Below are 13869 nucleotides of genomic sequence, written 5' to 3'. Positions count from 1 at the left end.
TACACCCTCAGATTTTCAGCGTATCGATCACCGCTCTCAGGGCCGGGGATACGTTGCGATGGGGATAATAAAGGAACAACCCGTCCATGCGCAGGCTGTAGCGCTGCAACACCCGGATCAGCGTCCCGCGCTCCAGATCGTCCGCCACCAGCTCAACCGGCACATAGGCCAGCCCCAGACCCAGCCGGGCCGCCTCGGCTTCCATATAGCTGTCAGACAGGGCCCACTGCCCCTCGGGACAATGCGTGATGCTCTTCCCGTCCTGAACCAGCTCCCAGTGGTAGAGGCTGCCGTCGGCAAACTGGTAGGCAATGCAGGGATGAGCCGCTAACTCCGCTGGCGTCTGGGGAAAACCGTAGCGGCGTAAATGGTCGGGGGTGCCGACCACGGCCATCTCCATGTCGGGCGTAATGCGTACCGCGACCATTCCCTGCCCCACCTCCGGCCCTAACCGGACGCCGGCATCGAACCGCTCGGCGATAATGTCTACGAAGCGGCTCTCATTCATCAGCTCCAGCCGGATATCCGGGTAGCGCTGTTTAAACACCGCCAGTTTTGGCAGAAGGCATTTCTCGATGGCGTGCTGGCTGGCATTGATGCGTACCGTGCCGGAGGGGGGTCTCGCGATAATGCGCCAGGGTAGCCAGCCCGCTATTCAGGGCATCAAACCCGGACTCGGTGGTCTGATAGAGCTGTTCACCCGCCTGGGTCAGGGAGAGCCTGCGAGTGGTGCGCACCAGCAGCTGGACGCCCAGGCGCTCTTCCAGGTCGCGAATGGAACGGCTAATCCCTGACTGGGCCAGCCCCAGCCGCTGCGCGGCGGCGGTAAAGCTCCCCTCCCTTACCACCTGCATAAACAGGTACAGCTCGTTATAGTTTTCCCGCTTCGCCATCCCTCTCTCTCGCCTATTTATAACAATATGGTATGAATCTTAGCAGCTTTCGCCCTCTAATCAGCACTATTTCTGCTAACTATACTGGACTCCACACAACAACACAGCCCGGTGCCGCTTATGAAAATATTTACCCGAAAACTGACAGCTGCCATACCTGCGATGCTGCTATGCGCATCTTTAAGTGGAGTAACAACAATGAGTTATGCAGATACTACGAATCCGAACGCGCCCGTTTCGATGATCGCGAAATGGGATAAGACCTTTGCCGAAAGCGACAAAGTGGAGCACCGTAAGGTCTCCTTCCCGAACCGCTACGGGATCACCTTAGTGGCCGATCTTTACCTGCCCAAAGACCGGGGCGATCGCAAGCTGGCGGCAATTGCGGTCAGCGGGCCATTTGGCGCGGTGAAAGAGCAGTCCAGCGGCCTGTATGCCCAGACCCTTGCTGAAAAAGGGTTTGTGACCCTGGCCTTCGACCCTTCTTACACTGGCGAAAGCGGCGGCCAGCCGCGTAACGTCGCCTCTCCGGATATCAACACCGAGGACTTTAGCGCGGCGGTGGATTTCCTGGGATTACAGAAAGAGGTGGATCGCAACCGCATCGGCATCCTCGGCATCTGCGGCTGGGGTGGGATGGCGCTGAACGCGGCATCCATGGACACCCGCGTGAAAGCGGTCGCTACCAGCGTGATGTACGACATGAGCCGGGCGATGGGCCACGGCGTGGGCGATGGCAAAGACCGCTACTCTGCGGCCGATCGCCATGCTGTTCTGCAGTATCTGAACGAGCAGCGCTGGAAGGATGCTGAAAACGGCACCTTCGCCCACGGTGGTCACGATATTAATGTCGACCAGAACGGCAAAGTCACCGCGGCGGAGCGTATTCTGCCGGAAGCCCTGCCTGCGGATCCGCATCCGATCCTGAAAGAGTTCTTTGATTACTATCGGGTACCGCGCGGTTTCCACGAGCGCTCCGTGAACTCCACAGGCGCATGGACCGCGACTATGCCGCTGTCGTTTATGAATATGCCGCTGTTGAGCTATGCCAATGAGATCGCTATTCCAACGCTGATCGTGACCGGTGAAAAGGCGCACTCACGCTACTTTGCTGAAGATGCGTACAAAGCCGTCGGCAGCAAACAGAAAGAGCTGGTGGTTGTTCCGGGTGCTAACCATGTCGATCTGTATGACAACGTCGCCGGTAAGATCCCGTTTGCACAGTTTGAGCAGTTCTTCAAAACCAGCCTGAAATAATCCTCTACGCCACCTGTTTCTGGCAGGTGGCGATATTTTCCCCAGCGTGAAATCTGACTATGTCCACACTGAGCCAAACCACACAGAGTAACGAGCGCGCGTACTGGGGCGGTATTTTCGCCATGACCCTGTGCGTATTTGTCCTGATTGCATCGGAGTTTATGCCGGTCAGCCTGCTGACCCCCATCGCCAGCGATCTGGGCGTCACCGAGGGTCTGGCCGGCCAGGGGATTGCTATCTCCGGCGCGCTGGCGGTCCTGACCAGCCTGAGCCTTTCTCATATTGCCGGGAATATGAATCGTAAAACACTCCTGCTGGGCATGACGATTTTGATGGCGGCATCCGGGCTGATTATTGCCTTCGCCTCCAGCTACCTGGTCTATATGGCCGGGCGCGCCCTGATTGGGATCGCCATCGGCGGATTCTGGTCCATGTCTGCGGCGACGGCCATTCGCCTGGTGCCGCAGCATCAGGTCGCCCGTGCGCTGGCGATTTTCAACGGCGGTAACGCCCTGGCGACGGTGGTCGCCGCCCCGCTCGGTAGCTATCTCGGGGCCACTATTGGCTGGCGCGGGGCCTTCCTGTGCCTCGTCCCGGTCGCAACTGCAGCCTTTATCTGGCAGTGGTTTAGCCTGCCGGACATGAAGGGGAACAAAAGCCAGTCCTCAGGCGGAACCGTCTTCCGCCTGTTCCGCCTGCCGGTGGTGTCTATCGGTCTGCTGGCCTGCGGTCTGTTCTTTATGGGTCAGTTCGCGCTGTTCACCTACGTGCGCCCGTTCCTGGAGACGGTCACCCACGTCAGCGCCGCCGGCTTATCGCTGATCCTGCTCACCATCGGCGTAGCGGGTTTTATTGGCACGCTGATCGTTGCCCTCTTCCTGAACGCCAGATTTTACCTGACGTTAATGGCGATTCCGCTCCTGATGGCTGCTATCGCCGGAATGTTAATCCTGACCGGGCGCAGCGTCTGGAGCGTCGCCCTGCTGCTGGGATTCTGGGGACTGCTGGCCACTGCAGCCCCGACGGGCTGGTGGACGTGGATCGCCCGTACCCTGCCCGAGGATGCAGAGGCCGGCGGCGGGCTGATGGTGGCGGTGATCCAGCTCTCGATTGCGCTGGGCTCGACGGTGGGCGGGATGGTATTCGATAACGTCGGCTGGCAAAGCACCTTTGCAATGAGTGGGATTTTGCTGCTGAGCGCGGTGGTGCTGACCTGGTTCACTTCCCGGAAGAGCGTGGAGGCGAGCTAGTTATAGGCCCCGGAAATTTACCCGGGGCTGCAAATTAGAGAGAAAGCTCGGAGTCTTTGATATTGGCGATGGGTCCCAGGATCGCACTATCAAATGTGCGCACTGCCCCACCTGCGGCAACGCGTTCAGGCCAGTCATGATTTGCCAGAGCGCCGCGGCCAAGGGCGATAAAATCGGCCCCCTTCGCCATAACCTCTGTCGCCCGCGCCTCATCGTGGAGACTGCCATTGGCCATAATTGTCAGCTGAGGCGCATACTTACGGGCCAGTTCGATCAGTGAGAGCGCGTTGTCCGGGAATGCGGGCTGCCAGGCTTCATATTCAGTCAGGTGCAGATAATCGATACCGGAATCAGCAAGCAGCGTAAACACCACCCGGGCATCGTCTTCGCCGTTAGCCCATTTATGGTAAAAGTCATTTACTTTCCCCTGTGAGATGCGAATGCCCACGGGGATATTCTCACCAACCCGTTCTCTGACAGATCGAATCACGTCCAGAATAAGTTGAAGGCGGCCTGCGGTATCACCGCCCCAGCGGTCAGTTCGCTGATTGGTGTAATCCGTGAAAAACTGATCGAGAAGATATCCATTTGCGCCATGGATTTCCACGCCATCAAATCCCGCTTCAAAAACAGCATACGAGGCTGCATCGGCAAAGCTTTTGATAATGTCCTGTATTTCATTTTCGCTGAGTTCACGCGGAACAGGATAATCACCTTCACCACGATAAAACGTCATCTGCTTGCCTACCGGACGTATGGCGCTGGGTGCGACTGTTCCATCCCGATAATAATTGCCCTGCGACAACGCCCCGGCGTGCTGGATTTGGGCAAAAATCAGGCCGCTCTGCTGGTGTACTGCGTTTGTGACCTTGCGCCATCCTGCAACCTGTTCCGGGCTGGTTAACCCAGCCTGGAAGGCATAGGTCTGCGACCATGCTTTATCAATATAAATGCCTTCCGATATCACGAGAGCAAAGCCACCCCGGGCAAAATCTTCGTAGTACAGCTTCATACGTTCGCTGGCTATACCGTCCTCTGAAGCGGTGACTCGGGTCATGGGGGCGACGACGAGACGGTTTTTTAAGACAACTTTTCCAATATGCCCCGGGGTAAAAAGAGATGATCTGTTCATAAGTTACTCCTGATTAATTAAATCGTGAACGCACTATAATCATTGTTTAATCAGGCTTAAACGGGGCAAAATGATAAGGTTGTATAACGATTATCGTTATAATCCTGATGACCGTTGGATAACATTTGCCCTGATTCAGATACCGGAGCCGCTATGAATTTGCAGGATGTTTCACTCTTTCTCGTTATCACCGAAACGCATAGCCTTACCCAGGCGGCAAAACGGCAGGGTATTTCCGCAATGGCCGTGTCAAGACGTCTCGCATCGCTTGAACACGAACTGGGTACGCGTCTATTGCAGAGAACAACCCGATCTGTTTCGTTAACCCAGGAAGGAATGGAATTTCTGCCCTATGCCCGGGCACTCATTGAGGCAGAGACCGGAGCCCGGGCGCTGTTTTCTCCTTCCATGCAGGGCGCAACCGGGTTACTGAGGATCACCGCGCCTTCAGGGTTCGGGCGGCGTAATATTTTGCCTCTTGTTTCTGAGCTGCTGGCAGAGAATCCAAAACTGAGCATCGACCTTCAGTTAAGCGAGGATGTGATTGATATTGTCGGGAAAGGGTTCGATGTCGCTATACGTATCGCGCCATTAAAGGATTCAACGCTTATAGCCCGAAAAATTGCTGATAATCCTCGTGTAGTCTGCGCCTCACCTGATTATCTGAAGGCGGAGGGTGTCCCTTATATCGTTGAGGATTTAATGCAGCATAATTGCCTGAGGCTCAGCAGCGTGCCTCAGTGGGTTTTCAAACGTGATGGGGAAGATCTCAGGGTCAATGTCGAGGGGCGTTTCAGCTCAGATAATGTTGAAGGGGTCAGAGAGCTGTGTCTTCAGGGACTGGGCATTGCGCAACTTACCCGCTGGGATGTCATGAAAGAACTTCGCAAAGGTACCCTTGTTGAGATTAATTTCTCTGATGCGAGCCCTCAGGATTTAGCGGTCTGGGCCCTCCTGCCTACCACACGTTACCTTCCCCTCCGGGTCAGCACTTTTATGGAGAAATTAAAGTCATCGCTGGCTTCCCTGAATTGACCCGTAAGCTCCGGCTAAAATGTTTACCCTGGAGCTAACCGGAATGTGCTGATGCACATGTTTTGCCAATCCAGCCGCATTAATCCGGAGACGGCCCACGTTCCAGGAAGGTCGACAGCGCAATATAGCTGCGCACGGAACGCACGCCCTCCACACTCTGAATCTCCATCAGAAAGTTTTCCAGCGATTCGGTATCCGCTGCCCTCACCTTTATCAGCACGCAGCCGTCACCTGCCACGGTATGCAGCTCCTCGACCTCTTTGCGGCTGGTGAACTGGAGTAGCGCCCGGGTCGCCTGATAGCTGCTGGTATCAATGACGAGGAAGGTTAACAGCGTCCGACCTAGCTTGCAGCCATCCAGTACCGCCACGGTGCCTTTAATCACCCCGTCACGCTTCAAACGCTTCACGCGATCGTGAACCGCCGGTGCCGACAGATGCACGATCTCGCTCAACTCCACGTAACTGCGTCCTGCGTCTTCTGCCAGCGCGCCTAATATTTTTCGGTCGATCGCATCCATTTCTGCCGGTTTATGCCTCATCTGCTTAATACCTTCTTTTTCTTTATCAAATGCGCTCATATAGCCTCGATAGCACAATAAAAACGTGAATATACTCGATTCTACTTAATAAAATTAACCACACAACGATTAATGGAGTTGACATGCCCATCGCACTTTTCGCCCTCGCCGTCGGCGCATTCGGAATCGGTTTGACCGAGTTCGTTATCGCGGGGATCCTTCCGCAGATCGCGGCTGAATTTAAGGTCAGTATTCCCTCTGCCGGTCTGATGGCGACGTCTTACGCTCTCGGCGTTTTTGTCGGTGCGCCACTGATGACGGTTCTGGGTGCAAAAATCCCGCGCAAGACCATGCTGATCGGTCTGGCGCTTATCTTCACCCTCGGTAATATCCTGACGGCGGTGGCTCCCACGCTGACCCTGGCGATTGTGGGCCGGGTCATCACCTCGTTCAACCATGGGGCATTTTTTGGTATTGGCTCGATCATCGCGGCCTCGCTGGTGGCACCTGGACGCCAGGCCAGCGCCATCGCCTTTATGTTCTCGGGGCTGACGCTTGCCAATCTGCTGGGCGTTCCGGTGGGGACCTGGCTCGCCCAGACCTTTAGCTGGCGCCTGGTTTTCTGGGTTATCGCCGGGATTGGCCTGCTGACAATTGCCAGCATTGCTCTGCTGGTTCCTCGCATCGAAAAAGGCAAGGCTATTGCCCTGAAAACGGAACTGCGCGCCTTTGTTGATCCTCAGGTTCTGCTGGTGATGGGCATTACCGTCTTTGGTCCGGCGGCCTTTTTCACCTCCATTACCTATATCGCGCCAATGATGATCCAGGAAGGTGGCTTTTCCGCCAGCGGCGTGGCGTGGCTGATGGTACTGTTTGGTCTTGGCCTGGCGGTAGGAAACGGGATCGGGGGACGCTTCGCGGACCGTTCGCTGTTTGGCACGCTTTTCGTTACTCTTGCAGCACAAGCTATTGTGCTGCTGGTCTTCTGGATGGGCGTAAATAATCAGATTGTCTCCGCGACCTGCGTTTTCCTGATGGCAGCGTTTGGCTTTGCCACGGTTTCCCCCATTCAGAAGCTGGTGATGGATCGCGCCAGCCAGGCTGGCGCGCCTACGATGGCAGCGTCGGTCAATATTGGGATGTTCAATCTGGGTAATGCGCTGGGTGCATGGGCAGGCGGCGCCACCATAGCCGCCGGGTTTGGCCTGGCCTCACCAAACTGGGCGGGGGCGCTGCTGTCGGTTATTGCGCTTGGGCTGGCTGTGCTGGCGTGGCAAAGTGCGCGGAAGGGATATGTATTGCAGATGGAGGCTGATTAAACCTGGTTTACATCTGAATAATGCGGCTCAGACGAATCGGGTAATCCGGGTCGATGGGTATCTTGCTACCGGCACGCTCGCCATATCGGTCAGACTCGATCCATAATCCAGCATACGTGTCGTTTATAACAATCTGATGGCTTTTGGCGCTATGTCTGCTTTAGTCGAACTTAATTTAAAAGCAGGCCAGGATATTTCAATAATCGGTCACGATGGGTTAACCCATAACAATGAATCTGCAAACAAGCCAATAAAAAAGCCCTGTTCAACAGGGCATTGCTTCTAAGCAAAAGGTAGAACTACCCTGCATTAACGCATAGTCAGACCGCCATCAATGGATATGGACTGGCCTGTGACGTACGACGACGCATCGCTGGAAAGCCAAAGCACGACGTCTGCAATTTCTTCCGCCCTGCCATGACGCTGCATAGGCACCCCCTGCACCATCGCCTCCAGCGCCTCTTTCTGACCGGAGGCGACCATGGCATCAACCATAGGGGTCCAGATCAGGCCCGGGCAGACGGCGTTGACGCGAATGTTGCGCGCAGCATACTCAAGCGCAGCACTTTTCGTCAGGCCAAGCACGCCATGCTTGGCGGCGTGGTAGTTAGCGCGTTCTGCCCCGCCCACAATTCCGCCGATTGAGGAGCAGTTCACAATCACGCCGCTGCCCTGCTTACGCATTTGTTGCAGTTCGTACTTCATGCAGCCCCAGACGCCGCGCAGATTCACCGCCGTGACGCGGTCGAAATCCTCGGCTGTCGCATCCGCGATCTCAGCCAGCACATTCTGGATCCCGGCGTTGTTAAAGGCGATGTCGAGGCGGCCGAAGGTGGCGACGGTCTCCTGCACCATCCCGGCGACCTCATCCAGATCCCCCGCATTACAGGTCACCGCTTTGGCGGCGTAACCGGAAGCCACCAGCGCGTCTGCGGCCTGATTCACCGCCCGGGCATTAATATCAGCCAGCACGACGGAGGCCCCGGCCGCAGCATAAGCCTGGGCGGTGGCAAGACCAATACCCGAAGCGGCACCGGTCACTAAAGCAACTTTATTATTGAGTGAATAAGTCATAATTAATTTTCCTGATTGAATTCGAAGCTGGCGGTTAAAGATTTTTAATAAAGAACGTAGCGAGTTTGTCGATCGCCGGATTGACGAACTGCGGCTTGTCATATAAATCAAAATGCGATGCGCCAGGGATAATCATTAACTCTTTAGGCTGTTTCGCTTTATCATAGGCCTGCTGGCTAAATTTACGGGTTTCCGCTTTTTCTCCCGCAATTAATAATACCGGCCGGGGAGAAATATCTGCCATATGCTCCAGCGGATAATAAGCCATATGCAGGCCCGGGCTGGTCACGACGTAGCGGTTTCGGGCATTCGGATGCGCGCCGCGGGGGGTGAGATAATACTCCGTCGCTTCCCGCACAAAGTTGGGCGTACTGGCATTCAATGCATCCCGCGAAGGGAGCAGTTGTTCAACCAACAAGGGAGCACCGGCAGCCTCTTTATTTAACTGCGCATCGACGCTTTGCAGCAATGTCAGCCTGTCGGCAGCAGAAACCGGCGAACCCTCGGTACCATTACGGGTCGCATCCCCGATATCATAGGTCACCACCCCGGCAACCGCTTTCACCCGCAGGTCGCTTTGTGCTTCATGGAGGGTATACCCCCCGCCAGCGCAGATGCCCAGCGTCCCGATGCGGGCGGCATCAACCTGCGGCAGGCTGCTCAGGTAGCCAATTGCGCTGCGAATATCCTGCACCCGATCGGCCGGACTTTCCATGTCACGGGGCAAACCTCCGCTTTCTCCGTAGTGAGAAGCATCATAGGCCAGCGTGATAAATCCGCGCTTCGCCAGCTGTTGGGCGTAAAGACCCGATGTCTGTTCTTTTACGCCGCCCCAGGGATGGGAGACAACAATAGCGGGTTTTTTTTTCGCGCTATCGAAATTGGGCGGCAGGTAGAGATTCGCCGCCATTTTAATCGTGCCGTTCTGAAATGAAACTTTTTGCGAGTTCATGGCATTAATACCTTCAGCAACGGTGGTTGGGTGACTTTGTGCGGAAAGTGCATTATTCGCAATAAGTAATGACGCCAGTAATAATGAAACCTTAGATAAAGACATGACGACTCCTGACTGATATAGATATCAGCGTGCTTGATGTGTTTTAGCGATAATTATTACGAGCACCCGGGGCGGATAAATAACACCCCCGATCCAATGCATTTAAAATATGCGCCTCATTTCGCCTGCCGCAATTATTTTCGGCTATCCGTGCTTGCTTGTTATTAAATATACATAACCGACTAAGCGCAGACCAGCGCGGCCCGTTTCTTGCATTTATAAACAGAATTCATTAATCTTTTTAACGCCTGACTTATCCTTTGTGACGCGTCCGAGTGAGGAAAAAATGGCTCGAGAGGGTTTCAGTGATTTATTAGCACTTATCGCCGTGGCGCAAACCGGCAGTTTCACCCGGGCAGCGGCACAGCTGGGCGTCACCCAGCCCGCGCTGAGCGCCAGCATCCGCGGTCTTGAAGAGCGTCTCGGGGTGCGCGTTTTGCTACGCAGCACGCGAAGAGTTACCCTGACGATGGCGGGTCAACATCTGGTAGACAGGATCGTTCCCGAATTTGAATACATTGAGAAGGAACTTGCATCCCTGAACGATCTGCGGGACAAGCCTACCGGCACCCTGCGCATCACCGCCATTGACTATGCCATCCGCCAGGTGCTGTGGCCTAAACTCTCCCCTTTCCTGCAGCAGTACCCGGATATCACCGTTGAGCTGATCAGCGAGTATGCCAGCGTCGATATTGCCGCCAGAGGCTATGACGCGGGGGTCAGATTCGGCACGGAGCTGGCGCAGGATATGATTTCCGTGCGTATCGGCCCTGATGTGAAGAACACGGTTGTCGGATCGGCAAACTACTTTACGCGTTATCCGCCCCCCGAGCGGCCTGACGCTCTCGGCCAGCACAGGTGCATTCGGCTGCGCACCTCCACCTATGGCGGCCTCTACGACTGGGAGTTTACCGACGGTCAGCGCGAGTTCTCCATCAGGATCAACGGCCCGGTCATCTGTAATAACGCCTATGACATTCTTGAGGCCGCGAAAGCGGGGTTGGGTCTTGCCTACCTGCCACAGGATATGGTTCAGCCCTGGCTGGATTCAGGCGAGCTGGTGTCGGTACTCGAAGCCTGGTGTCCGCTGTGGCCGGGCCTGCATCTCTATTACCCTAACCGGCGCCAGCATTCCCGGGCGATGACGCTGATGGTCGAGGCGTTGCGTTTTCATGAACCTCAGGCCTAACGGCGCTTTTACGCATAAACGAGGCGGAATATGTCAGGCGAAATTTTCAGGGATATCGTGGCGTTTATCACTATCGCCCGGGAACGTAGTTTCACCCGGGCCGCTGCCGAACTCGGGGTTTCCCAGTCGGCGTTAAGCCATACCATCCGCAATCTCGAGGCGCGGCTGGGTCTGCGGCTGCTGATCCGCACCACCCGCAGCGTCTCTCCCACCGAGGCAGGGCTGCGCTTGCTGGAGCGGGTTTCACCCCGCTTCGACGTGATTGCCGATGAACTGGCATCCCTGAGCGAGCTGGGCAGCAAGATCGCCGGGACCGTCCGGATAACGGCTTCGGACTTCGCCTGGAACACCTTCGTATGGCCGCGCCTTTCCCCTGCTTTGCTTCACTATCCGGACGTCAGGCTGGAGGTGTCGAACGATCCGGCCCTGACGGATATTGTGGCCGACCGCTTTGACGCTGGCATCAGACCGGGCGACAGGATCGGCAAAAATATGGCTTCAGTCCGTATTTCACCGGACTGGCGAAACGTGATTGTGGCCTCCCCTGACTACCTTGCCGGAAGAGAACTCCCTCGCACGCCAGAGGATTTGGCCCGACACGCCTGTATCAACACCCGTTACTCCATGAAGGAAGGTATCAGCCACTGGGAACTCAAAAAGGAAGACGCTGTTCAGATGTGCCGTGTGGACGGGCCTCTGATCTTCAACTCGGTCTATGCGGCGCTTGATGCCGCCAGGTCGGGATATGGCTTCGCTTTTGTGCCGGAAATACTCGCCCGCCCCTGGCTGGACAATGGCGGCCTTCAGGCAGTGCTCGAGGAGTGGTGTCCGCTGCGTCAGGGGTTCCACATTTTTTATTCCAGCGAACGGCAGCTCCTGCCTGCGCTCTCGATGATTATTGAGACGTTACGTGACGAGCCTGCGGTTTGAAATTCTGCATGAGATCTATCCGCTCCGTGCCAGAAGTGGACGGTGCCATGGATATATTCATTCACCTTGCATGCAAGCTTCAAAATAAAAAAGCAGAAGCGTTTTCCGGACGCCTCTGCCAGCATTATTTTCAATCAACCCACGTTGATGACGATTTTTCCGAATGCACCTTGATCGAGCTGCTTAAGTGCTTCCGGCAATTTACTGAAGCTGAATGATTTGTCTATAACCGGTTTCAGTTTGACCCAGTCAACGGCCCGGACAAGATCTTCAAGCGCCCGGCGATGGCCCACACCAATGCCCTGAACAGTCGGAGATTTCAGCAGCAGCATGACGCCCGGGGCTGAAGTATCGTGTGTGTCCATCATGCCAATCAGGGAGATGCGTCCGTGTGAAGCTACCGCACGAACAGAGTCTGCAAAGTTACGTCCCCCTACCGTATCTACAACGTGATCAATGCCCTGTTCATTCGTCATTCGATAAATGGCTTCGACCCAGTCCTCTTTTTTACGGTTAATACCGTGATCGGCACCGAGCGCCGCCGCAGCTGCCAGTTTCTCATCGCTGGATGAGGTAACGAAAACTTCAGCCCCCACAGCTTTAGCGATCTGAAGAGCGAAAAGTGCCACGCCGCCGGTTCCCTGAACAAGGACTGTTTCGCCAGCACGAAGGCCGCCGCGTTCAATCAGAGCAAACCAGGCCGTAAGTCCGGCACAGACCAGCGTGCTGGCTTCAGCATCGGTAAGCGTCTGAGGGGCTTTGACCAGCCATTCTTCACTCATGACCACGTATTCAGCCAGCACGCCCTGGAACGCGTAGCCTAAAGTGTCATAGTGCGGTTTTTTGGCATTGTTATTCAATTTTCCATCAATCCAGTCGGCATTAAAGGATGAGATAACGCGTTCCCCCTGGCTGAAGCGGGTTGTGCCCGGCCCGACAGCCTCAATCACCCCGGCCATATCAGAACCCGGCGTAAAGGGCATTGGCATACCATTCCCCATTCCGCCATCAATGATGACCTTGTCACGGAAGTTTAGGGAGACAGCATTTACCCGAACCAGAACTTCGTTCGGGCCGGGCTGAGGGATTTCTGCTTGCATAAGCTTCAGATTCTGACGTCCGGTTTCGTTTAAAACCCAGCGTTGCATTGTGCGACTCATGATGATTCCTGGGATGTAAATAAATGAAGGTCAGAACTTTAACATTGCCTGCTAGGTGACAGTGGAGATAATATTTCCCTCTATTGATTCCCTAAAGGCGACAATTTGAAAAGTGAAATGAACAGTATTCCTGTTTTTGTGGCCGCAGCTGAATCGGTGAGTTTTTCGCAGGCGGCTGAAAAACTGCACGTCTCGCGCTCGGCAGTAGCAAAAACCGTATCCCGGCTTGAAGAGAGGCTTGGTGTTACCCTTTTTAACCGTACCACCCGCAGCCAGAGCCTGACTGACGAAGGCTCGCTTTATTATGAGTTCTGCCGTCGGGCGCTGAATGAAATAAAATTGGCGGAGGATATTCTGGAAGGCGGCAAGCTCCAGGCAAGCGGAAAACTGAGGGTGTCTGTTCCGGTCCTGCTTGGACACTTCTGTATATCACCCTTGCTGTCTGCCCTGGCAAAAGAACATCACGGGCTGGAACTGGAAATTTCCTTCAGCGATCGCCAGGTCGATTTGCCGGAAGAGGGGTTTGATCTGGCGGTGAGAATCGGCGCACTGGCTGACAGCAGCAGCCTGGTAGCACGTAAGCTGGCCTCTCACACGATGGTTTTTTGCGCTTCGCCGGATTATATCCTTGAGGCCGGCGAGCCTGCTTCACCAGCCGAACTGAAGCAGCATGCAGCTGTTGCCTATATCCATTCAGGACGCATTCTGAAGTGGCGGGTTAAAAACGAAAATAATGAAATTACGGAATTCATCCCGCCAGCCAGACTTAAGATGGATGATATGCAGGCGGTAAAAGATATTGCGGTAGCGGGAGGCGGCATCGCCTGGCTGCCTTACTGGCTCGTACGGGAACAGCTCATCAGCGGTAGCCTGACAGAGATATTAAAAGACCAGTCTTCCGGAAGCTGGCCTGTCTATGCCGTTTGGCCGCGCACTCCTCACCTATCCCTCAAAGTCAGGCTGGCCGTTGACAAACTGATTAGCGAACTGCCAGCGATGATGGCTACTGTTAAAGCCCAGATTTAACGTCTGCTTCTCGCTCAAGGCTGCTCT

General features: G+C 55.3%; 12 protein-coding genes and 1 pseudogene. 7 read left to right on the top strand and 6 right to left on the bottom strand.

Annotation, left to right across the window (positions count from 1 at the left end; all coding sequences use genetic code 11):
• Window positions 1-7 precede the first annotated feature (7 nt).
• Window positions 8-893 (bottom strand): annotated as a pseudogene (locus ES815_RS19785) (LysR family transcriptional regulator).
• A gap of 120 nt (window positions 894-1013) precedes the next feature.
• Between ES815_RS19785 and ES815_RS19780 the strand changes: the two are divergent.
• Window positions 1014-2150 (top strand): alpha/beta hydrolase, encoded by a 1137-nt coding sequence (locus tag ES815_RS19780; RefSeq protein WP_142489336.1) that lies wholly within the window; start codon window positions 1014-1016, stop codon window positions 2148-2150.
• A gap of 59 nt (window positions 2151-2209) precedes the next feature.
• Window positions 2210-3400 (top strand): MFS transporter, encoded by a 1191-nt coding sequence (locus ES815_RS19775; RefSeq protein WP_142489335.1) that lies wholly within the window; start codon window positions 2210-2212, stop codon window positions 3398-3400.
• Window positions 3401-3434: 34 nt separating this feature from the next.
• Here ES815_RS19775 and ES815_RS19770 read toward each other — a convergent pair whose 3' ends face one another.
• Complete coding sequence (locus ES815_RS19770) at window positions 3435-4532, bottom strand: NADH:flavin oxidoreductase (RefSeq protein WP_142489334.1); 1098 nt, start codon at window positions 4530-4532, stop codon at window positions 3435-3437.
• Window positions 4533-4685: 153 nt separating this feature from the next.
• Here ES815_RS19770 and ES815_RS19765 point away from each other — a divergent pair, with 153 nt between their 5' ends.
• Window positions 4686-5567, top strand: coding sequence for a LysR family transcriptional regulator (locus ES815_RS19765; protein WP_142489333.1), 882 nt, complete (start codon window positions 4686-4688; stop codon window positions 5565-5567).
• Window positions 5568-5646: 79 nt separating this feature from the next.
• On the opposite strand, the gene ES815_RS19760 is transcribed toward ES815_RS19765, so the two are convergent.
• Entirely contained in the window at window positions 5647-6147 is a 501-nt protein-coding gene (locus ES815_RS19760) for an Lrp/AsnC family transcriptional regulator (RefSeq protein WP_142489332.1), read from the bottom strand.
• Between the two features lie 83 nt (window positions 6148-6230).
• Between ES815_RS19760 and ES815_RS19755 the strand changes: the two genes are divergently transcribed.
• Entirely contained in the window at window positions 6231-7406 is a 1176-nt protein-coding gene (locus ES815_RS19755; RefSeq protein ID WP_142489331.1) for an MFS transporter, read from the top strand.
• A 309-nt stretch (window positions 7407-7715) separates the two neighbouring features.
• Here the strand turns inward: ES815_RS19755 and ES815_RS19750 are convergent, their stop codons facing one another.
• Window positions 7716-8480, bottom strand: a complete 765-nt coding sequence (locus ES815_RS19750) for an SDR family NAD(P)-dependent oxidoreductase (RefSeq protein ID WP_142489330.1) — start codon at window positions 8478-8480, stop codon at window positions 7716-7718.
• A gap of 34 nt (window positions 8481-8514) precedes the next feature.
• The gene (locus ES815_RS19745) at window positions 8515-9537 is read right to left on the bottom strand and encodes an alpha/beta hydrolase (RefSeq protein ID WP_142489329.1); all 1023 of its coding nucleotides are present in this window, start codon (window positions 9535-9537) and stop codon (window positions 8515-8517) included.
• A gap of 286 nt (window positions 9538-9823) precedes the next feature.
• On the opposite strand from ES815_RS19745, the gene ES815_RS19740 reads away from it, so the two are divergent.
• Window positions 9824-10726, top strand: coding sequence for a LysR family transcriptional regulator (locus ES815_RS19740; protein WP_142489328.1), 903 nt, complete (start codon window positions 9824-9826; stop codon window positions 10724-10726).
• 30 nt (window positions 10727-10756) lie between these two features.
• Entirely contained in the window at window positions 10757-11656 is a 900-nt protein-coding gene (locus tag ES815_RS19735; RefSeq protein ID WP_142489327.1) for a LysR family transcriptional regulator, read from the top strand.
• A gap of 134 nt (window positions 11657-11790) precedes the next feature.
• Here ES815_RS19735 and ES815_RS19730 read toward each other — a convergent pair whose 3' ends face one another.
• Window positions 11791-12816 carry a zinc-dependent alcohol dehydrogenase family protein gene (locus ES815_RS19730; RefSeq protein ID WP_142489326.1) on the bottom strand — a complete coding sequence of 342 codons (1026 nt, stop codon included), beginning with the start codon at window positions 12814-12816 and terminating at the stop codon, window positions 11791-11793.
• Window positions 12817-12921: 105 nt separating this feature from the next.
• On the opposite strand from ES815_RS19730, the gene ES815_RS19725 reads away from it, so the two are divergent.
• Entirely contained in the window at window positions 12922-13842 is a 921-nt protein-coding gene (locus ES815_RS19725; protein ID WP_142489325.1) for a LysR family transcriptional regulator, read from the top strand.
• Window positions 13843-13869: the final 27 nt, after the last annotated feature.

This window comes from Leclercia adecarboxylata (genome assembly GCF_006874705.1).
GTDB lineage: Bacteria > Pseudomonadota > Gammaproteobacteria > Enterobacterales > Enterobacteriaceae > Enterobacter > Enterobacter adecarboxylatus_C.
The sequence above is the reverse complement of the archived record's forward strand: the minus strand, read 5'-3'. Positions and strand labels throughout refer to the sequence as shown.